Here is a 19,605-nt window from a genome sequence, read left to right on the forward strand (position 1 = left end):
CTATGCGAATCACCAAGTTCGGACACGCCTGCGTACGCATCGAGCACGACACCGCCACCGTCGTCGTCGACCCGGGGGCCTTCACCGACCCCGCAGCACTGGCAGGGGCGGACGCCGTCCTGATCACCCACGAGCACATGGACCACTTCGAGGAGTCCCGGCTGCGCGCCGCGCTGGAGGCCGACCCGGCGCTGCGGGTGTGGACCAACAGCGCCGTCGCCGCCCAGCTGGAGGGCGTCGGGCAGCGGGTCGCCGCGGTCGGCGAGGGCGACGCCTTCGAGATCGCCGGACTCGGCGTCTCGGTGCACGGCGAGTGGCACGCGGAGATCCACGCGGACATCCCGCGGGTGAAGAACATCGGCTTCCTCTTCGACGGCCGGCTGTTCCACCCCGGCGACGCCTTCACCGTGCCGCCGCACGCCGTGGACACCCTGCTGCTGCCGCTCGCGGCACCGTGGAGCAAGGCCGGCGAGGTGGTCGACTACGTCCGGGAGGCGGGCCCGCGCGTGGCGGTGCCGGTCCACGAGGCGACGCTCAGCCCGATCGGGCACATGGTGGCCACCCGGCTGCTCGGGCCGGACGGGCCGGGCACCGGCGCGGGGCTGACCGTGCTCGGCGAGAAGGAGAGTCTGGAGCTGGGCTGAGGGGTCCGGCTGTCCGGCTGCGGTTGATGGGCTTCGGCTGCCGGGCCCGTGCTGCCGGGCCCGTGCTGACGGGCCCGAGCGGCCACCGGTAGCCTGACGCCATGCTGAAGATCGGACTGACGGGTGGCATCGGCGCGGGCAAGAGCGAGGTGTCCCGGCTGTTCGCCGCGCGCGGCGCGGTGATCGTGGACTCCGACCTGATCGCCCGCGAGGTGGTCGCCCCCGGGACGGACGGTCTGGCGGCCGTGGTCGCCGAGTTCGGCCCGCAGGTGCTGCGCGAGGACGGCACGCTGGACCGCCCGGCCCTCGGGGCGGTCGTGTTCGGCGACCCGGAGCGGCTCCAGGCGCTGAACGCGATCGTCCACCCGCTGGTGCGGGCCTGCTCCGCCGAGCTGGAGGCGGCGGCCGCGCCGGACGCGGTGGTGGTGCACGATGTGCCGCTGCTGGCCGAGAACGGACTGGCGCCGCTGTTCGACCTGGTCGTGGTGGTGGACGCCGCCGACGAGGTGCGGCTGGACCGGCTGGTGCGGCTGCGCGGGATGGCCGAGCAGGAGGCCCGGGCCCGGATGGCCGCGCAGGCCACCCGGGAGGACCGGTTGGCGATCGCCGACCTGGTGATCGACAACGGCGGGCCGCTGGAGGCGCTTTCGGCGCGGGTCGACGAGGTGTGGGCGGAGCTGGCGAAGCGCGCCGCTACCTAGGACACGCCCTGGGTGCAGCCGTGCCGGGGCTCGGACGGTGCTGGGGCTCAGGCCGTGCTGAGCGGCAGTCGGGCCCGGACGGCGAAGCCGCCCTCGGGCGTCGGCCCGGCGTGCAGAGTGCCGCCGAGGTCGTCGGCGCGGGTGCGCATGCCGTCCAGGCCGTGCCCGCCGGAGGGCAGGCAGGGCCGCGTACCGGCCGTCCCGGTGGGGGAGTTGACCACCGCGAGGCGCAGCCCGTCCGGGGCGACCTCGACCGTGACGGCCACGTCGGCCGCCGGGGCGTGCTTGTGGGCGTTGGTCAGGGCCTCCTGGACGATCCGGTAGGCCGCGTACTGCACCGCCGGTCCGGGCGCGGGCAGCCCCTCGTCCGGGCCGGTGAGTGTCAGGCCCACCGCCAGCCCGGCCTGCCGGGACTCCTCGACCAGGGTGGGCAGGCCGCCCAGCGAGGGCGCCTGGTCGGAGGCCGGGGTCAGCACCCCGAGCAGGCCGCGCAGTTCGGTGAGCGCCTGGAGCCCGAGGGCGCGGATCAGGCCGAGGGTCTCCCGGACGGCGGCCGGGTCGTCGGCCTGGGCGATCTGCCCGGCGCCGGCGTGCAGGGTGATCAGCGAGACCCGGTTGGACACCACGTCGTGCATCTCCCGGGCCAGCCGGGCGCGTTCGGCGGCCGCGGCGCGCTCCTCGGCGTGCTCGCGGGCCTCCGTCAGCAGCCGGTTCCGCTCGGCGAGCACGCTCACCGTACGGGCGCGCTGGTGGGCGGTGAGTCCGAGGGCGAGCGGGACGGCGCCGAAGACCAGCGGGTCCTCGACCAGATTGGCCAGCGCGGACGGGGTGCTGACGTCCCCGAGGTCGAAGGGGACCAGCAGCCGCAGCTCGGAGAGCGCCGCCAGGGCGTACAGCAGCGGGTTGGCGCCGCGCCGCGCGGCCAGCCCGTACAGGGCGCCGGCGAGCGGGAGTTGGCCGCTCAGCAGAGTGGCCGCCGCGGTGGCCGACGGGTAGCGGCGACGGAACGCGAGCGCGAGGGCGCCGAAGGCCATCAGGCCCGCGTTGACGTGGGGGGAGGTGGTCGGGCCGAAGTCCGGGTCCTGTGCGGCGAGCGGGACGAGGATCAGCAGCACCGCGGCGGTCGGTGCGAGGGTCCGGACCGGGCGGGGCAGGCGCAGCAGGGGGCCGGGCAGCGGTGCGGCGAGGTCGACGGCCGGCTGTTCGGTGGGCTGGCGCATGAGGGGAATGCTTCCACACCCGACCGAACAGGTGGCCGGGCAGGGACGGAACAGAGGACTGGAACGGGGACGGAGCGGAGGACTCGAACGAGGGTTGGAACAGGGGGACTGGAACGGGGTTCGCGGGGAAGGGAGCATGACGTGATGGATGATCGTTTTTCTTCCGAACCGCAGTCTTACGAACCGCCGACCGTGGTCCGGCTTGAGCAGTACTCCCGTGACGAGCAGGAGGAGATCCTCGGCCCCGGCGAGGATCCGTACGGGGTCGCCTACACCGGGCTGACCTTCCTGCCCAAGGAGATCCACTTCGGCGTCCGGGCCGCCGACGGCCGGCTGGTCGCTCACGCCGGACTGCTGCCGCTGCCGCTCACCGTCGGCGGCGTCGACCTGGAGGCGATCGGCGTCGGCGGCGTCTGCGTCGCCCCCGACCGGCGCGGCGGTGGCCTCGCGCAGGCCGTGGTCGGGGCCGCGCTCGACCACGGCCGCACGCTCGGCTTCCGGTACGCGCTGCTGTTCTGCCGCCCGCCGCTGGCCGCGTTCTACCGGGGGCTGGGCTTTCGCGAGGTGGCCGAGGAGGTGACCGTCGAACAGCCGGAGCAGCGGCTCGCGGTGATGCCCCTGCGCACCATGTGGCGCCCGCTGGTGGAGGGCGCCGGGTGGCCGGAGGGGCCGGTGCGGCTGCGCTCGCTGCCGATGTGACGGTCGAGGTGGCCGTCGCTCAGACGGCCGCTCAGACGGCCGCTCAGACAGCCTCTCAGACAGCCGCCTGCCCGGTGCCCGTGAGCGCCTCCTCGGCGCGCGCCGCGTGGGCGACGGCGGCCGCGGCCAGGGCGCGGATCATCGGGTGGGCCCGGGTGCCGTCGCCGGACAGCTCCGGCTGGAACAGCGAGGCGAGGAAGAAGGGATGCTCCGGCAGCTCCAGCACCCGGACCTCGCCGGAGGCGTCCGCACCGCTGAAGCGCAGCCCGTGGGCGCGCAGTTCGTCCAGGTAGTCGGCGTTGAGGCCGTAGTTGCAGTGGTAGCGCTCCTGGGTGTGGGCGGCGCCCAGGGCGCGCTCGGCCAGGGTACCGGGGGTGATCGCGACGGCGCCCTCGTGGCCGACCAGGGAGCAGCTGAGCGGGACGATCACCTGCTGGTCGAGCTCGGGGTGCTCCTCGCCGTGGACGGCGCCGGTGATGCCGCAGACGTTGCGGGCGTACTCCAGCACCGCGTGCTGGAACCCGCCGCAGGTGCCGAGGAAGGGGATGCCGCGCTCGCGGGCGGTGCGCACGGCGGCCAGGGCGCCGGCCTCGCTGCGGTACGGGCTGCCGGGCAGCAGCCACACGGCGTCGAAGCCGCCGAGCGCGCCCGGTGCCCCGGCGTCCTCGGTGGGGATCCAATAGGCGTCCAGGACGAGCTGGTCGTGTTCGGCGAGGGCGTCGAGCAGGCCGGGGATGCGGGCGTGCGAGCGGACGGCGGGGGAGCGGTCGCCGACCAGGGCGACCCGCGGGGTCAGGTAGGTCATGCGGCTATCCTGACCCCGAATCCGAGATCAGCGCCAACGATGATTTCTTACGTATCGATCAGATCGGTTGATGACCGCCGTGGATCCGCAGCAGCTGCGCACCTTCGTCACCGTCGCCCGCCTCGCCTCCTTCTCCGAGGCGGCCCGCGAGCTCGGCTACACCCAGTCCGCGATCTCCCAGCAGATCGCCGCTCTGGAGGCGGATCTCGGCGCCGCCCTGCTGGTCCGCCGCCCGGTCGGCCCGACCGAGGCCGGGCGGCGGCTGCTGGAGCACGCCGCTCCGCTGCTGGTCCGGCTGGAGGCGGCGCGCGCCGACGTCGCACGCCTGGCAGGCGCCCCCGGCGCCCGGCTGGTGCTCGGCGCCACCCCGCTGGCGGTCGGGGTGGAGCTGGGGCGCGCGTTCGGCGAGGTGCGCCGGGCGTACCCGAGCGTCGAGCCCATCGTCCGGGTGCTCGCCCAGGACGTGCTGCCCGCTCAGGTCGCCACCGGCGAGGTCGACCTCGCGCTGATCGACGGCCTGGCCGCGCCCAGCGACCCGCTGTCGCTGCCCGAGGTCGGCCCGCTGACCACCGTCGCGGTGGACGAGCAGCCGGTCGCGGTCGCCCTGCCGGTCGGCCACCCGTTGGCCGGCCGCACCGGCGTCGCGCTCGCCGACCTGTCGGCCGCGCGCTGGCTCGACGCCCCCGACCTCACCCCGACCACGGCCCGGCTGCGCGCGGCCGCCGGGACGGACGGCTTCCGGCCCGCCACCCGCTACCGGGGCACCGACGTGCACGGGCTGCTCGCCCTGGTCGCCACCGGGCACGGGCTCACCCTGCTGCCTCAGGCGGTGGTGGCGCGGGCGCCCGGCGTCGCCTGCGCGCCGATCGCCGGGCCGCGGCTGGTGCACCGCACCGAACTGGTGCACGGCAGCCTGCCGGAGGGGCCGGCGGCGCTGCTGGCGCGGTTGTTGGTGGGGTAGGCGTCAGTTCGCGGCGGCCCGCTACCCGGCGGCCGGGGTCGGGCTGCTGTGGGAACAGCCCAGGGCGTCCTCCACCGGTCTCGCCGCCGTCCTGGGCCGCACCCGCGCCGCGCTGCTCGCCGCGGGCCTGGTGGCGACCCGTCGGACCGGCCGGAGCGCCCTGCACCTGCGTACGCGTGCCGGGGAGGTGTTGACGGGCGGGTGACCGCCGGGGGATGTGGAGGGGTGGTCACCACTCGTTCACGTCCTGGGCCTGACGCCTGTCGCGCGGGCGGTGCTGTCATGGGCACAGTCGCCCGGCGATCGGCCGGGCCGGCCCCTGGAGAGCGCCACATGATGCTCCGTCAGCGTCTCACCGTCGTCGCCGCGGCGGCCGCCCTCGCCGCCGCCGGGCTCGCCGCCGGTACCGCGCAGGCCGCCGCTCCGGCGAACCACGAGCCGGTCAAGTCCGGTACGCTCGCCGCGAGTTGTTCGCAGGCGCGGCTGCCGCTGCCCGATCCGTCCTGCACGCCGGGTGCGTACAACCCGGCGGTCACCCAGGCCACCATCGGCTCGACCATCTGCGTCTCCGGCTGGACGGCCACCGTGCGCCCGCCGGTCAGCTACACCAACGCGCTGAAGACGCAGCAGATCGCGCAGTACGGCTACGCGGACACCAACCCGGCGGACTACGAGGAGGACCACTTCGTCCCGCTGGAGCTCGGCGGCGCGCCGCGCGACCCGCGCAACCTGTGGCCCGAGCCGCGCTACGGCAGCCAGCCGGCACAGAGCAAGGACTCGGTCGAGAACAAGCTCAAGACCGCGGTGTGCGGCCACAGAGTGACCCTGGCGGCCGCCCGTAGTGCGATCGCCAGCGACTGGACCACGGCGCTCAGCCGCCTGGGGCTGTGAGCGCGTGAAAGTGTGCCGCCAGGTCCGTCCGGTCCCCTGCGCCGGACGGACCTGGCGGCCGTCTGTGTGGGTGTTGCTGGGCCGCTCGGGTCAGCAGCCCGGAAGGGCCTCGCAGAGCGGGGCCGTCATGCCGGTGCCGACGTACTCGTCCTCGGGCGCCTTCCGGGCGTCCTTGGGCTGGGCGCCGGCCTTCGCGGTGGCGAAGACGGACAGCTCGCTGACCGTCCCACCCGCGTTGACCACGTACTCGTGGAGGGTGACGGCGGAACCGTCGGCCTGCGGGATCGTCACGGTGGCGGCGAAGTCGCCCGTCCGTCCTCGCCGACCGGTCGACCCGTGGCTGCGGGCACTCGGCATGGCTGTTCCTCCCCCGTTTCGTGCTGCCGTCCGGCCCCCTGGCTCCGCAGCCCACCACTGCTCTGAGGGACGGTCAGAGCAGGTGCTGCGTCGACGGCGGACGAAACCTATGACACGGGGGCGCCGGGAGCAAAGCGGAATTCCTCCGGGGGGCCGGGGGAGTGCGGCAGTTGCAGCGGGCTGGTGGTGAACATGTGTGCGAGAGCGGCGGAAGCGATGGATGGTGGGGGAGGGCCGTGAGGTTCCACCGCCCGTGGTCGGACCTCGCCCGGTGCGGTGGATTTCCGTGCCGGGCGCCCGGTTCGGTGGTGGGTCGTGCCCGTCCGGGGCGGTGCCCACCGGGTGCGCCGGGATGCCCGACGCCAAGGCTTTCCCCTGGTGGCGGGCGGGTGTGATCCCACCCACAATGCGTATCCGGGCCGTACGCGGAGGGTGTGCGGTGCGCGCACGGCCGGGACGGAATCCGGACGGGATCCGGACCCGGCTGTTACGGGGGAGGGGCTGCCGGAGGCGGCCCTCCGCTACGGGTGGGTCCCCGGGACGCCGAGCTGTTGGGCGAGCCAGGGCAGGGCCTGGGTGAAGGTGGCGGCGCCGGTCTGCCAGGAGTGCTTGCCCGAGCCGACGGCGCTGGTGGTGCGGATGCCGTCCTTCTTGGCGGCCGCCTCCAGGGCCTTGGCGGACTCGATCTGGCCGTGCTCCTCGTCGCCCTGGCCGAAGAAGCCGGAGACGCCCTGGTACTTGGGGTGGTGGGCGAGCACGGTCAGCGGGTCGTGGGCCGCCCAGGCCGCGGCGTCGCCGCCGTACAGCTCCTGGATGGTGTGGTCCTTGTCCCCGATGTACGGGCCCTTGTCGCCGGAGAAGTCGCCGAAGTGGGTGAAGAGGTCGGGGTGCTCGACGACCAGGTCGACGGCGCAGGTGCCGCCCATCGACCAGCCGGCCACGCCCCACTTGTGCGGGTCGGTGGCCGCGTTGAAGGTCTTCTGGACGAACGGCGGGACGTCCTTGACTAGGTGGCTCTCGGCGTTGCCGTGCGGGCCGTCCACGCACTCGGTGTCGACCCGGAAGCCGCCGGTGGCGTCCACGAAGACCAGGATCGGGCTGAAGCCGTTGTGCTTGGCGGCGAATTCGTCGGCGGTCTTCACCGCGTTGCCGGAGCGGATCCAGTTGTCGGGCGCCGCGAACTCGCCGCCGATCATCTCCAGCACCGGCAGCTTGGGCCGGTTCTGGCTGCGGAACCAGGCGGGCGGGAGGTAGACCAGCTCCTGGCGGTGGGCGAAGCCGCTCGCGGTGTCCGGGATGTCGACCTGGACGATGCGGCCGGTCCTGGTCTTGCCGTGGATCTTGGTGAGCTCGGCCAGGGTGATCTGGTCCGGCAGCGGCTGGCCGCTGAGCTCGCCGATCGCGTCGTCGATCGTCGGGTAGTAGCCGGTGGCGATGTTCACGCTGTTCGCGGCGCAGAACAGCGCCAGCACGGCGGTCGGCGCCACCAGGGCCCGCCGCCACCACTTCGCGCCGCGCCAGCCGAAGCCCAGCACGCTGAACGCGGCGATCGCCACCCCGCTCCACAGCCACACCCCGGACGGGATCGGATCGGTGATCCCGGCCAGGGTGAGCACGCCGACGGCGAGGAGTGCGGTGATCGCCAGCGCGGTCCCGAGCGCGATCGGCCCCCATTTGCGCTGCCAGGTCCGGTCCCGCCAGCCCACCGCGGTCAGGAACAGGGCGAGAGCCGCGGCCTGGACCGTCCAGGGGAACCAGCCGTCGAGCAGGGAGACGTTCATGCGCGGAGGCTAGGTGGGGGAGATGAGAGGGGGGTTAGAGGCTGGGAGGCCGCTGGGAGAGCGCTGGGCGCCGGCTGGGAGGCCGCTCGGAGCTGCTCTGCGACGCCGCCGCCGTTCAGAGCCGTGTGAGAGTGACAGGGACCAGCTCGGCCAGGCAGGCATGCTCACGACGAACTGCCGCCCATTGCACGACCGTTAGGACACAGGCGCGACCGCATTTCAAGGAGCACGACCCATTGCTCCCGGGCGGTTGAGCGAGATGTCTCACGTCTCAACCAGCCGGCCAGGGAACATCGTTGGTCACCCATCCCGTCGCGCTGGCTCTGCCGCACGCGCTCGTCGAGTGGACGGGCGGCTTCCGCGTGTCCCGCGGAGCCGCCCGGTGGGAAGTGCGTCAGCGGTTGGCCGGGAAGTCGTCGGAGCGGATGCCGACGATGAAGGAGCGCCAGGCCTCGGGGGCGAAGCTGAGGGCCGGCCCATGGGGGTCCTTGCTGTCGCGGACCGGGACGATGTCGGCGATGCCGCCGGCTACTTCGACACAGGTGTCGTTCGGGTTGCTGGCGGTTGCCTTCTTCCACCGCACGGGAAGTGCGGAGGCGACAGGGAAGTGGGTCACTTGAGCGTGTCTCTCTTCTGTGTGATGAGGTCGCGCGACTCGTAACCCCTCCAGAGCGTTCAGGGACGCGTTCGAGCGCCCGTCGGGAGCCCGGCCGGGTCAGGCCGCGAAGCGCTCGCGCAGGGCGGCGAGGCCGGAGGTGAAGACGCCGTGTACGCGCTCGGTGGAGTCCTTGCGGTGCTCGGCCTCGATGTCGTACCTGACGCTCCACTCCACGAAGCTGGCGCCCAGCTCGGTCACCGGGGTGACCCGCAGGGAGGCCCGGTAGCCGTCGAAGTGGAAGGTGCCGTCGGGGAAGCTGTAGGTGTAGCTGCGGGCCTCGTCGTCGTAGGCGAGCAGCGTTTCGTGCAGTACGACGCCGTCGGGCAGCTCGAAGACCCGGACCGAGCCGATCGCGTTGCCCGCCGGCCCGTTTCCGAGTCGGCTCGTCGGCAGGTGGGGGTGCCAGTCGCCGAGGGCGTGGAAGTCCCCGACCAGCTCCCACACCCGCTCGGCGGGAGCCTCCACCACTGTGCTGACCGTCAAGACCGCCATGGTTGTTGCCGCCCTTCGTCCGTTTGGTCGGTGCTCAGTCCGACGTTACGTCAGATGACGGCACCACAGTGGACAAGCCGGTCGGGCCGCTCACTCGCCCAGGACGACCCCGGCGGCGAGGATCCGCCCCTCCTCGTCGGTGAAGCGGACGGATGTGGCGCTGCGATCGCCGGTGAGGAAGCCGATGGCGTTGGCCCCCGTCGCCTCGTCCGTGACCCGAACCAGCCGGGCTGTACGACCTGCTCGACGACGGGGGCTTCCGGTTCGCCCGCTCGACCGCACCCTGATCCCGACCGATAATCAGCGGAACCCTCATGGCGGGCCGCGCGTTGGCGCCTGCGTGAGCGATAAAACGGTATCCCTGCGTCCGATAGCCGAAGCCGACCTGCCCGCGTTCGGCCGACTGGTCAACGACCCCGAAGTGATGGGCGAGTTCCAGTGGTACGGCTGGCGGGACCCGGAGCGGTTCCGGCGCCGGTGGGCGGAGCACGGGCTGCTCGGGGACGACCAGTGGATCTTCGCGGTCGTCGCCGACGACGAGTTCTGCGGCTTCGTCGCCGCCCGGCGGAAGGGGATGCTGCCGACGGCGCCGTACTGGAACATCGGCATCCAGCTGATGCCGCAGGCGCGCGGACGGGGGATCGGCACCCAGGCCCAACGCCTGCTGGTGGACTACCTGTTCTCGCACACGCCGGTGATGCGGGTGGAGGCGGACACCGACGTCGACAACATCGCGGAGCAGCGCGCCCTGGAGAAGATCGGCTTCACCCGTGAGGGTGTCCAGCGTGCGGTGACCTTCCGCGCCGGGCAGTGGCGCGACGGAGTGCTCTACGGCCTGCTGCGCACCGACCCGAGGCCCTGAACAAGACGCCTTTCAGGCGGCTGCGAACCACTCCTCGGCGAGGTCGTCCAGGGTCCGCGCCGAGGGCTTCAACTCCCGCAGGTACCACGGCAGGTTGCTGTACACGTGCAACAGCGTGTACGCCATCAGCAGCCGTGGTTCGAAGGGCCGGCCGTAGGCGGTGAGCAGTTGCCCGAGCAGGTGCGGGTCGGCGCGGGTGGTGAAGAGGCCGACGGCGACCAGGTCGTAGGCCGGGTCGCCGATCATCGCGGGCTCGAAGTCGATCAGGCCGGTGAGCTGCCAGCGGCCGGCCGGGTCGGTGATCAGGTGCTCGCGCATGAACTCGGTGTGCAGCAGGGCACGTTGTGGGGCGGTCGGTATCGGGGCGGTCGGCATCGGGGCGGCGGCCAGGAAGTCCGGGATCTGCTCCAACCAGGCGTCCGGCAGGCCGTGTTCGCGCTGGCGGGCGAGGGCGCCCGCGTGCTGCCCGGCGAGGAAGGCGGGCCAGTCGCCGGGGGCGAGGGTGTCGGCGAGTGGTTCGGCGTCGAGGGCGTGCAGAGGACCTCGGCGCCCGGGCGCATCACCGACTCGTCGGGGACGACCGCGTCCCACTGTTCGTCCGTCTCCACCAGAGACAGCGTGCCGGCCACCGCAGGCGCACCGGCCGCCGTGCGGCAGCGGCTTTTCAGTGCGTGTCGGGCCGGGTGTCGCAGCGGCCCGGGACGTCCGCCGGGGCGGGCTCCGGGCCGGTGTCCGGGTCGCGCGTGAGCAGGTAGCGGGCGCCGGGGCCGGTCCGGGCGGCCCGGTCGTCGGCGTTGTAGAGGGCGCAGCGGGTGAGGGAGAGGCAGCCGCAGCCGATGCAGCCGGTGAGCTTGGCCTTGAGCAGTTCGAGTTCGGCGATCTGCTCGTCGATCCGGCTCTGCCAGGACGCGGCGACGGTGGTCCACTCGGTGCCGCTGGGCGCGGGGCGCTCGGGCAGCCGGTCGAGGGCGACCCGGGCCTCGTCCAGGGAGAGGCCGACCCGCTGGGCGGCCCGGACGAAGGCGATCCGGCGCAGCATGCCGCGGGGATAGCGGCGCTGGCCGCCGGCGGTGCGGGTGGCGTGGATCAGGCCGAGGCTCTCGTAGTAGCGCAGCGCGGAGGCGGCCAGGCCGCTGCGGGCGGCCAGCTGACCGATGGTGAGCAGGTCGCCGGAGCGCGGGGCGGTGCGGCCGCCGTCGGGTGTCGCGGTCATGGGCACCCACTGTAGCCGCTTGACCTCAAGTTCGCTTTAAGTTGCACGATCGGTGCATGACGACGAAGACAGAGACGACAGCCCCGGCCCGCTTCGAGGACCTCCAGCGGCTGATGGCGCTGATGACCGGCGACGAGAAGCACGACGTCGCGGCCACCTCCACGCTGGACGCGCTCTGGGTGCTGTACGACCGGGTCCTGCGGGTCACCCCGGACACCGCCGAGGCGCAGGACCGCGACCGCTTCCTGCTCTCCAAGGGCCACGGCCCGATGGCCTACTACGCCGTACTGGCCGCCAGGGGCTTCATCGACCCCGCCGTGCTGCCGAGCTTCGGCGGCTACGACTCGCCGCTGGGCTACCACCCGGACCGCACCCTGCTGTCCGGCGTGGAGATCTCCTCCGGCTCGCTCGGCCACGGCCTGCCGCTGGCCGTCGGCACCGCGCTCGGCCTGCGGGCGCAGGGGCTGACCGACCCGGCGGTGTGGGTGCTGGTCGGTGACGCCGAATTCGACGAGGGCTCCAACCACGAGGCGGTGGCCTTCGCCGGCGCGTACGGGCTGGACCGGCTGCACGTGGTGGTGATCGACAACTCCTCGGCCACCCACGCCTGGCAGGGCGGTATCGCCCAGCGGTTCGCGGCCGCGGGCTGGTCCACCGCGACGGTGGACGGCCGCGACCACGAGGCCCTGCACCGCGCCTACACCACCGCGCACCCGGGCCGACCCCACGTGGTGGTCGCCCGGGTCGAGCCGAAGTACTCCTGACACAGCCGGAACTCCTACCGCGAAAGGCACTTCTCCGATGGACACCATGCGCGAGCGCTTCGTCACCGTCACCACCCGCCTGCTGGACGAGGACCCCCGGCTGGCCGTCGTGCTGGCCGACATCACCGCCGCCGCCTTCGAGCCGGCCCACGAGCGCCACCCCGACCGGGTGGTCAACGTCGGCATCCGCGAGCAGCTGCTGATCGGCGCGGCCGGCGGCATGGCGCTCAGCGGGATGCGCCCGATCGCCCACACCTTCGCCAGCTTCCTGGTGGAACGGCCCTTCGAGCAGCTCAAGCTGAGCCTGGTCCACCAGGGCGTCGGCGCCGTGCTGGTCAGCGCGGGCGGCTCCTACGACAACCCGGCGGCCGGCCGCACCCACATGTCCCCGGGCGACGTCGCCCTGCTGGACACCTTGCCGGACTGGACGGTGCACGTGCCGGGCCACCCGGACGAGGCCGAGCAGCTGCTGGAGCACGCCGTCGCGGACGGCGACCGCAACGTGTACGTCCGGCTCTCCAACCACCAGAACGCCGCGCCCGTCGAGGTCGAGCCGGGCCGCTTCACCACCGTGCGGACCGGTTCGCGCGGTGTGGTGCTCGCCGTCGGCCCGATGCTGGACGCGGTGCTGGCCGCCACCGAGGGCCTGGACACCACCGTGCTGTACGCGGCGACGGTGCGCCCCTTCGACGCCGCCGGGCTGCGCGCCGCGGTCGGCGAGCGGGCGGACGTGGTGCTGGTGGAGCCGTACCTGGCGGGCACCTCGGCGAACGAGGCGCACGCGGCGCTGGCCGACCGCCCGCATCGGGTGCTGGCCCTGGGCGTGCCGCGCGAGGAGCACCGGCACTACGGCTCGATGGCGGAGCACCTGAGCGCCTACGGCCTGGACGCGCCCGCGCTGCGGGAGCGGATCGGCACCTTCCTCTGGTAGCTCACATTCCACTGGCGGCTCGAATGAGTACGACCGCCACCGAATCCGGCCCCAGCCGCACCGCCGTCCCCTCCAGCGCCGCCGCCCCGAAGGCCGCCACCAGCTCCCGCCCGGCGGCCTCCAGCGGCAGCGCGGCCTCGGCCGTGCCGAGGTTGACCGCCACCCGGTACGGCCCCCGGTGCACCACCAGCCAGCCGGCCGCCTCCTCGAACGCGACCCGCACCGCGCCCAGGTCCGGGTCGGACAGCTCCGGGTGCTCGCGCCGCAGCCGGAGCAACCGCCGGTACCAGTCGAGGAGTTCGGCGTGCGGGGCGCGCCGGGGCTCGGTCCAGTCGAGGACGGAGCGCAGCACGGTGGCCGGCTCCTGAGGGTCCGGGACGGCCTCGGCGGCCCAGCCGTGCTCGGCGAACTCCCGCCGCCGGCCCCGGCGGACGGCCTCCGCCAGGGCGGGGTCGGTGTGGTCGGTGAAGTACTGCCAGGGCGTCGCGGCGCCCCACTCCTCGCCCATGAACAGCATCGGGGTGAACGGCGAGGTGAGCACCAGCGCGGCGCCGCAGGCGAGCCGGCCGGTGGACACGGTGGTGGAGATGCGGTCCCCGAGCGCCCGGTTGCCGACCTGGTCGTGGGTCTGCAGGTAGCCGAGCAGCCGGTGGCCCGCATCCGGCGGGAACGGCCGCCCGTGGCTGCGCCCCCGGAAGGAGGACCAGGTGCCGTCGTGGAAGAACCCGCGCCGCAGCGTCTTCGCGACGGCGGCGAGCGGCGCGCGCGCGAAGTCCCCGTAGTAGCCCTGGGATTCGCCGGTGAGCGCGCAGTGCAGGGCGTGGTGGAAGTCGTCGCTCCACTGCGCGGTGAGGCCCTGGCCGCCGGCCTCGCGGGCGGCGGTTGTGCGCGGGGTGTTGCGGTCGGACTCGGCGACCAGGAACAGCGGCCGGTTGACGGCCACCGCCAACTTGTCGACTTCGTCGGAGAGTTCCTCCAGGAAGTGGACCGCCCGGTCGTCCGCGAGGGCGTGCACCGCGTCCAGCCGCAGACCGTCGATCCGGTAGTCGCGCAGCCAGGTCAGCGCGCTGTCGATCAGGTAGCGGCGCACCTCGTCCGAGCCGGGGGCGTCCAGGTTGATCGCCGAGCCCCACGGGGTGTGGTGCCGCTCGGTGAAGTACGGGCCGTACAGCGGAAGGTAGTTGCCGGACGGGCCGAGGTGGTTGTGCACCACGTCCAGCACCACCCCGAGGCCCTTGCGGTGCGCGGCGTCCACGAAGCGCTTGAGCCCCTCGGGCCCGCCGTAGGGCTCGTGGACTGCCCACAGCGAGACCCCGTCGTAGCCCCAGCCGTGCTTGCCGGGGAACGGGCAGACCGGCAGCAGCTCGACGAAGTCCACGCCCAACTCGACCAGGTGGTCCAGGTGGTCGGTGGCGGAGTCGAAGGTGCCGCTCGCGGTGAAGGTGCCGATGTGCAGCTCGTACAGCACCGAGCCGGCCAGCGGGCGGCCGTGCCAACTGGTCTGCGACCAGCGGAAGGCGGCGTGGTCCACCGCCCGGCTGGGGCCGTCGGGGCCGTGTGGCTGCCGGGGCGAGCGCGGATCGGGCAGCGGTGGGCCGCCGTCGAGGCGGAAGGCGTAGTCGCCCTCGGGGGCCTCGCCGGACCACCAGCCGTCCCGGTCCGGGCTACGGGCCAACTCGTGGTCGAATCCGTTGACTTGGACGGTGACGCGGGAAGTCGCGAACGGCGCCCACACCTCGTAGTGCGGCATGCTCAGCCCCTCCTCGTCAGCAGTGCCACCGGGGCGCCCGCCAGCAGCTCCGCCACCGGCACCGCCCCGGCCGGGAAGCCGCGCAGCGTCAGCTCGTCCGTCCAGGCCCCGCCCGCGGGCAGCTCCAGGACGGTGTCCCGCCAGCCGCCCGCCCGGGCCAGCCCGTACGGCAGCCGGGTGACGGCGGTGATCACGTCCTCGCCGCGGGCGAAGGCCAGCAGGTGGTCGCCGGCGAGCCCCACGGCGGTCAGCGGGCGGTAGGCGCCGAGCGGGCGGGAGCGGCGCAGGTGCAGCGCGGTGGCGGTCAGGTGCAGCTTCTCCCGGGCGAGGTCGCCGGGGCGGGCCGTGGCCGAGTCGGTGAGCCGCACGGCGAGCGCGCCGAGGTCGACCACGCCCCGGTTGTCCGGGTCCACCAGGGTGTACAACGGCTCCTCGCTGCCCTGGTAGAGGTCGGGCACGCCCGGGATGGTCAGGTGCAGCAGCGCGGCGGCCAGGGTGTTGGCGCGGGCGTGGGGGGCGAGCGCGTGCACCTGGCCCTCGATCCGGGGGAGCAGCCCGGGGTTGCCGTACACCGAGCGCGCCCGCCGCTCCAGGGCCTGTTCGTAGTCGGCGTCGGGGGTGGTCCAGGAGGTGTGCAGCTTGGCCTCGCGGGCGGCTTTGAGCAGGGCGGCGACCAGCCGGTCCGGGTCGATCGGCCAGGCGGCGACGAGGGTGTGCCAGAGCAGCCAGTCGGCGTCGCGGTCGAATCCGGGCCCGGCGGCGGTGGACCAGGCGGCGGCCTCGGCGGCCCAGGCGTCGGGCTGCTCGGCGAGGACGGCGAGCCGGGCCCGGGCGTCGGCGCTGCGCTTGGTGTCGTGGGTGGAGAGCGCGGTCATGCTGTGCGGCCAGGTGCGCTCCAGGTAGCGGCACCAGTCGTGGAACTCGGCCGGGTGCACCCCGGGCCGGGAGGGCTCGCCGCCGACCTCGTTGAGGCCGGGCAGCGCGTTCCAGCGGTAGAAGGCGGTGTCCTCGACGCCCTTGGCGGCCACCGCGGCGGCGGTCTGCGCGAAGCGGGCGCAGAACTCGTCCTTGTCCGGGCCGCGGCCCAGTTCGCCGAGGGCCAGCGCGGCCACCAGGCGCTCGGTCGGGTCCTCGGAGCCGGCGGTTCGCAGCGGGTCGTCGAAGACGGGCTCTCCGGGGAGCGCGTACGGCCGGTACGCCGGGTAGTCGCTGAGCAGCCGCCGCAGCGCGGCGCGCAGCTGCCAGGGCGGGTGGTCGGCGTGGGCGGGTTCGGCGGCGCCGATCCGCAGCGCGATCCGCACCAGCCGCTCGACCTCGGCGGCCAGCTCGCCGCCGGGCCCGGTCATGTCGGCCCGGCCGCGCCGGGCGGCGGCGATCGCCGGGTGCGGGTCCTGGCAGGGGTCGCGGACCGGCCCGCCGTGCAGGAAGGATTCGTACGCGCCCGCCAGGCGGCAGGCGCCCGCGTGGTCGGTGAGCACGCCGTCGATCCGGCGCAGCGCGTCGTACCCGGTGGTGCCGGCCACCGGCCAGTCCTCGGGCAGCCGCTCCTCGCCGGTGAGGATCTTCTCGACCACGGTGTACGCGCCGCCGGTGGCCTCGGCCAGGCGGCGCAGGTAGCCGCGCGGGTCGGCGAGCCCGTCCGGGTGGTCGATCCGGAAGCCGTCCAGGATGCCGTCGGCGTGCAGCCGCAGCAGCACCGCGTGGGTGGCGGCGAAGACCTCGGGCTCCTCGACCCGGACGGCGATCAGCTCGTTGACGGTGAAGAAGCGCCGGTAGTTGAGCTCGGTGCGGGCGAGGCGCCACCAGGCGAGCCGGTACCACTGCCGGGCGAGCAGCTCGGTGAGCGGCAGCCCCGCGGTGCCCGGCCGCAGCGGCAGCTCGTGCCGGTGGTAGCGCAGCACCTCGCCGTCCACGGTCAGCTGGTCCAGCACGGCGCCGAGCCGGTCGCCCAGCAGCGGCAGCAGCACCCGCCCGCGCCCGGGGGCGTCGGCGGGGCCGGGCTGGGCGGCCCAGTCGATGTCGAACCAGCGCGCGTACGGCGAGTCGGGACCGTCCCGCAGCACCTGCCAGAGCGGCCCGTTGAGCCGTTCGGGGACGGGTACGGCCATGTGGTTGGGCACCACGTCGGCGATCAGCCGCAGTCCGTGCCGGTGCGCCTCGGCGGCCAGGGCGCGCAGCGCCGCCTCACCGCCGAGCTGCTCGCTGATCCGGGTGTGGTCGACGGTGTCGTAGCCGTGGGTGGAGCCGGGGGCGGCCTCCAGCAGCGGGGACAGGTGCAGGTGGGAGACGCCGAGGGCGGCCAGGTAGGGCACGGCGGCGGTGGCGTCACGCAGGGTGAAGCCGGGCTGGAGCTGGAGGCGGTACGAGGACGTGGGGACGGTGGCGGCCGGGCGGGGCTGCGCGGGCTCGGCGGCGGAGGTCATGTGTCCATAGGTACCCGGCCCGGCCCGCCGCCAAGACCCGCTGCTGGCCCGAACAGGTGAGCGCACACGCCCTAGGCGGGCCGCTGCAGCACCATCAGCGAGCGGTCGATGAGCCACAGCGTGTCCCCGGCCTTGACCCTCGTCCCCGTGCCCGGGGCGGGCAGCCGGGGCTGGGCGGTGTCGACCACGACCTGCCACTCCTGTCCGTGGCCGGCCGGCACGGTGAACTCCAGCGGCTCGAAGTGGGCGTTGAACATCAGCAGGAAGGAGTCGTCGACGATCCGCCCGCCGCGCCGGTCCGGCTCGGAGATGGCGTAGCCGTTCAGGAAGACGGTCAGCGACTTGGCGTAGCTGGCGCCCCAGTTGCGCTTGGTCATCTCCTCCCCGGTGGGGGTGAACCAGGCGATGTCGGTGAGGTCGTCGTACCCGCCGGACGCGGAGACCGGCCGCCCGTGGAAGAACCGCCGCCGCCGGAACACCGGGTGGTCGCGGCGCAGCCAGATCATCCCCTGGGTGAACTCCAGCAGCCGCGCCTGCGGCCCGTCGCCCTCGGGCCAGTGCACCCAGGTGAGCTCGTTGTCCTGGCAGTAGGTGTTGTTGTTGCCCAGCTGGGTGCGGCCGAGCTCGTCGCCGTGCGAGAGCATCGGCACGCCCTGGGAGAGCATCAGGGTGGCGATGAGGTTGCGCTGCTGGCGCGCGCGCAGCTCCTCGACGGCCGGGTCGGTGCTGGGGCCCTCGACGCCGCAGTTCCAGGAGCGGTTGAAGGATTCGCCGTCCCGGTTGTCCTCGCCGTTGGCCTGGTTGTGCTTGTCGTTGTAGGAGACCAGGTCGCGCAGGGTGAAACCGTCGTGGCAGGTCACGAAGTTGATGGAGGCGATCGGGCGGCGGCCGTCGTCCTGGTAGAGGTCGGAGGAGCCGGTGAGCCGGGAGCCGAACTCGGCGAGGGCGGCGTTCTCGCCGCGCCACAGGTCGCGCACGGTGTCCCGGTACATGCCGTTCCACTCCGTCCACAGCGGCGGGAAGTTGCCGACCTGGTAGCCGCCCTCGCCGAGGTCCCAGGGCTCGGCGATCAGCTTGGCCTGGGAGACCACCGGGTCCTGCTGGACCAGGTCGAAGAAGGAGGAGAGCCGGTCGACCTCGTGGAACTGCCGGGCGAGGGTGGCGGCGAGGTCGAAGCGGAAGCCGTCGACGTGCATCTCGGTGACCCAGTAGCGCAGCGAGTCCATGATCAGCTGGAGCACGTGGGGGCTGCGCATCAGCAGGCTGTTGCCGGTGCCGGTGGTGTCCTCGTAGAAGCGCTGGTCCTGGGCGAGCCGGTAGTAGGAGACGTTGTCCAGGCCGCGCAGGGAGAGCGTCGGCCCGAGGTGGTTGCCCTCGGCGGTGTGGTTGTAGACGACGTCGAGGATCACCTCGATCCCGGCCGCGTGCAGCGCCTTGACCATGGACTTGAACTCCTGCACCTGCTGGCCGCGGTCGCCGGTGGAGGAGTAGGAGGAGTGCGGGGCGAAGAAGCCGATCGTGTTGTAGCCCCAGTAGTTGGCCAGGCCGAGGTCGCGCAGCCGGTGGTCGCGGACGAACTGGTGCACCGGCATCAGCTCGATCGCGGTGACGCCGAGCTTGGCCAGGTGTTCGATCACCGCCGGGTGGGCCAGGCCCGCGTAGGTGCCGCGGATCTCCTCGGGGATGCCCGGGTGCAGCTTGGTGAGGCCCTTGACGTGGGCCTCGTAGATGACGGTGCGGTGGTAGTCGGTGCGCGGAGGGTGGTCGGTGCCCCAGTCGAAGTACGGGTTGATCACCACCGAGTGCATGGTGTGCGGGGCGGAGTCGAGGTCGTTGCGGCGCTCGGGGGCGCCGAAGTGGTAGCCGTAGACCGACTCGTCCCAGTCGATGTGCCCGCTCATCGCCTTGGCGTACGGGTCCAGCAGCAGTTTGGCGCTGTTGTGCCGCTGGCCCAGGCCCGGGTTGTACGGGCCGTGCACGCGGAAGCCGTAGCGCTGGCCGGGTTGGACGCCCGGGAGGTAGGCGTGCCGGACGAAGGCGTCCGTCTCGCGCAGTTCGACGGCGGTCTCGGAGCCGTCCTCGTCGATCAGGCACAGCTCGATCCGGTCGGCACTCTCGGAGAACACCGCGAAGTTGGTGCCGGCCCCGTCGTAGGTGGCGCCGAGGGGGTAGGGCTTACCGGGCCAGACCTGCATGAGTCCTCAACTTCCTTGCTGCCGACAGAAACTGACATCTAGTCCGACAATCTGCCCGGACCCGGACGCTCTCTTCCCGGCCGGGCGGCCGGGCATGTGCGGCGCTCGCGCGCCGTGACGCACGGCACAGCCCGCATACTCCCCGAGCCCTTCCCCGGCGGCCGGGAGACAGCGCAGGGGTTCGCCCGAACGGGTGTCCAGGGGTGAATCTTGTGAAGAATGGCGCCAGCCCGTGGCGGGTGCGCCCGGCGGTGCGCG

The 19,605-nt window shown here is 73.5% G+C and carries 19 protein-coding genes; 8 read left to right on the plus strand and 11 right to left on the minus strand.

Annotated elements, in window-relative coordinates:
• Positions 1-2: 2 nt before the first annotated feature.
• Both ACZ3UD_RS01280 and coaE read left to right on the plus strand, forming a co-directional pair.
• Entirely contained in the window at positions 3-644 is a 642-nt protein-coding gene (locus ACZ3UD_RS01280) for an MBL fold metallo-hydrolase (protein ID WP_465580934.1), read from the plus strand.
• 101 nt (positions 645-745) lie between these two features.
• Positions 746-1,345 (plus strand): dephospho-CoA kinase, encoded by a 600-nt coding sequence (coaE, locus tag ACZ3UD_RS01285; protein ID WP_465580936.1) that lies wholly within the window; start codon positions 746-748, stop codon positions 1,343-1,345.
• A gap of 47 nt (positions 1,346-1,392) precedes the next feature.
• On the opposite strand, the gene ACZ3UD_RS01290 is transcribed toward coaE, so the two are convergent.
• Complete coding sequence (locus tag ACZ3UD_RS01290; protein ID WP_465580938.1) at positions 1,393-2,565, minus strand: sensor histidine kinase; 1,173 nt, start codon at positions 2,563-2,565, stop codon at positions 1,393-1,395.
• A gap of 144 nt (positions 2,566-2,709) precedes the next feature.
• Between ACZ3UD_RS01290 and ACZ3UD_RS01295 the strand changes: the two genes are divergently transcribed.
• On the plus strand, positions 2,710-3,264 hold the full coding sequence (locus tag ACZ3UD_RS01295; RefSeq protein ID WP_465581373.1) for a GNAT family N-acetyltransferase: 555 nt from the start codon (positions 2,710-2,712) through the stop codon (positions 3,262-3,264).
• Positions 3,265-3,319: 55 nt separating this feature from the next.
• Here the strand turns inward: ACZ3UD_RS01295 and ACZ3UD_RS01300 are convergent, their stop codons facing one another.
• Positions 3,320-4,069, minus strand: coding sequence for a CTP synthase C-terminal region-related (seleno)protein (locus ACZ3UD_RS01300; RefSeq protein WP_465580940.1), 750 nt, complete (start codon positions 4,067-4,069; stop codon positions 3,320-3,322).
• Positions 4,070-4,139: 70 nt separating this feature from the next.
• Between ACZ3UD_RS01300 and ACZ3UD_RS01305 the strand changes: the two genes are divergently transcribed.
• Both ACZ3UD_RS01305 and ACZ3UD_RS01310 read left to right on the plus strand, forming a co-directional pair.
• Entirely contained in the window at positions 4,140-5,030 is an 891-nt protein-coding gene (locus ACZ3UD_RS01305) for a LysR family transcriptional regulator (RefSeq protein WP_465580942.1), read from the plus strand.
• Between the two features lie 333 nt (positions 5,031-5,363).
• Entirely contained in the window at positions 5,364-5,921 is a 558-nt protein-coding gene (locus ACZ3UD_RS01310) for a hypothetical protein (RefSeq protein WP_465580944.1), read from the plus strand.
• Between the two features lie 90 nt (positions 5,922-6,011).
• Here the strand turns inward: ACZ3UD_RS01310 and ACZ3UD_RS01315 are convergent, their stop codons facing one another.
• The 4 genes from ACZ3UD_RS01315 to ACZ3UD_RS01330 form a co-directional block, all read right to left on the minus strand.
• The gene (locus ACZ3UD_RS01315) at positions 6,012-6,278 is read right to left on the minus strand and encodes a hypothetical protein (protein WP_465580946.1); all 267 of its coding nucleotides are present in this window, start codon (positions 6,276-6,278) and stop codon (positions 6,012-6,014) included.
• Between the two features lie 521 nt (positions 6,279-6,799).
• Positions 6,800-8,059, minus strand: a complete 1,260-nt coding sequence (locus ACZ3UD_RS01320; protein WP_465580948.1) for an alpha/beta hydrolase — start codon at positions 8,057-8,059, stop codon at positions 6,800-6,802.
• Positions 8,060-8,453: 394 nt separating this feature from the next.
• Positions 8,454-8,675: a DUF397 domain-containing protein gene (locus ACZ3UD_RS01325; RefSeq protein ID WP_465580950.1), complete on the minus strand. Its 222-nt coding sequence runs from the start codon at positions 8,673-8,675 to the stop codon at positions 8,454-8,456.
• 99 nt (positions 8,676-8,774) lie between these two features.
• Positions 8,775-9,200 (minus strand): SRPBCC family protein, encoded by a 426-nt coding sequence (locus tag ACZ3UD_RS01330; protein ID WP_465580952.1) that lies wholly within the window; start codon positions 9,198-9,200, stop codon positions 8,775-8,777.
• A gap of 349 nt (positions 9,201-9,549) precedes the next feature.
• Here ACZ3UD_RS01330 and ACZ3UD_RS01335 point away from each other — a divergent pair, with 349 nt between their 5' ends.
• Positions 9,550-10,071 (plus strand): GNAT family N-acetyltransferase, encoded by a 522-nt coding sequence (locus ACZ3UD_RS01335; protein WP_465580954.1) that lies wholly within the window; start codon positions 9,550-9,552, stop codon positions 10,069-10,071.
• 12 nt (positions 10,072-10,083) lie between these two features.
• On the opposite strand, the gene ACZ3UD_RS01340 is transcribed toward ACZ3UD_RS01335, so the two are convergent.
• Positions 10,084-10,662 (minus strand): aminoglycoside phosphotransferase family protein, encoded by a 579-nt coding sequence (locus ACZ3UD_RS01340; protein ID WP_465580956.1) that lies wholly within the window; start codon positions 10,660-10,662, stop codon positions 10,084-10,086.
• A gap of 73 nt (positions 10,663-10,735) precedes the next feature.
• Positions 10,736-11,284 (minus strand): redox-sensitive transcriptional activator SoxR, encoded by a 549-nt coding sequence (gene soxR / locus ACZ3UD_RS01345; RefSeq protein WP_465580958.1) that lies wholly within the window; start codon positions 11,282-11,284, stop codon positions 10,736-10,738.
• A 56-nt stretch (positions 11,285-11,340) separates the two neighbouring features.
• Between soxR and ACZ3UD_RS01350 the strand changes: the two genes are divergently transcribed.
• A complete protein-coding gene (locus ACZ3UD_RS01350; protein ID WP_465580960.1) occupies positions 11,341-12,048 on the plus strand; it encodes a thiamine pyrophosphate-dependent enzyme in 708 nt (235 codons plus the stop codon).
• A gap of 37 nt (positions 12,049-12,085) precedes the next feature.
• Complete coding sequence (locus ACZ3UD_RS01355; protein WP_465580962.1) at positions 12,086-12,979, plus strand: transketolase family protein; 894 nt, start codon at positions 12,086-12,088, stop codon at positions 12,977-12,979.
• A gap of 1 nt (position 12,980) precedes the next feature.
• Here the strand turns inward: ACZ3UD_RS01355 and treZ are convergent, their stop codons facing one another.
• The 3 genes from treZ to glgX all read right to left on the minus strand — a co-directional run bounded on the left by treZ (position 12,981) and on the right by glgX (position 19,347).
• The gene (gene treZ / locus ACZ3UD_RS01360) at positions 12,981-14,729 is read right to left on the minus strand and encodes a malto-oligosyltrehalose trehalohydrolase (protein ID WP_465580964.1); all 1,749 of its coding nucleotides are present in this window, start codon (positions 14,727-14,729) and stop codon (positions 12,981-12,983) included.
• A 2-nt stretch (positions 14,730-14,731) separates the two neighbouring features.
• Positions 14,732-17,152 (minus strand): malto-oligosyltrehalose synthase, encoded by a 2,421-nt coding sequence (gene treY / locus ACZ3UD_RS01365; RefSeq protein WP_465580966.1) that lies wholly within the window; start codon positions 17,150-17,152, stop codon positions 14,732-14,734.
• A gap of 71 nt (positions 17,153-17,223) precedes the next feature.
• Positions 17,224-19,347: a glycogen debranching protein GlgX gene (glgX, locus tag ACZ3UD_RS01370; RefSeq protein ID WP_465580968.1), complete on the minus strand. Its 2,124-nt coding sequence runs from the start codon at positions 19,345-19,347 to the stop codon at positions 17,224-17,226.
• Positions 19,348-19,605 lie beyond the last annotated feature (258 nt).

The sequence above is a fragment of the Kitasatospora sp. NPDC023118 genome (genome assembly GCF_055560875.1).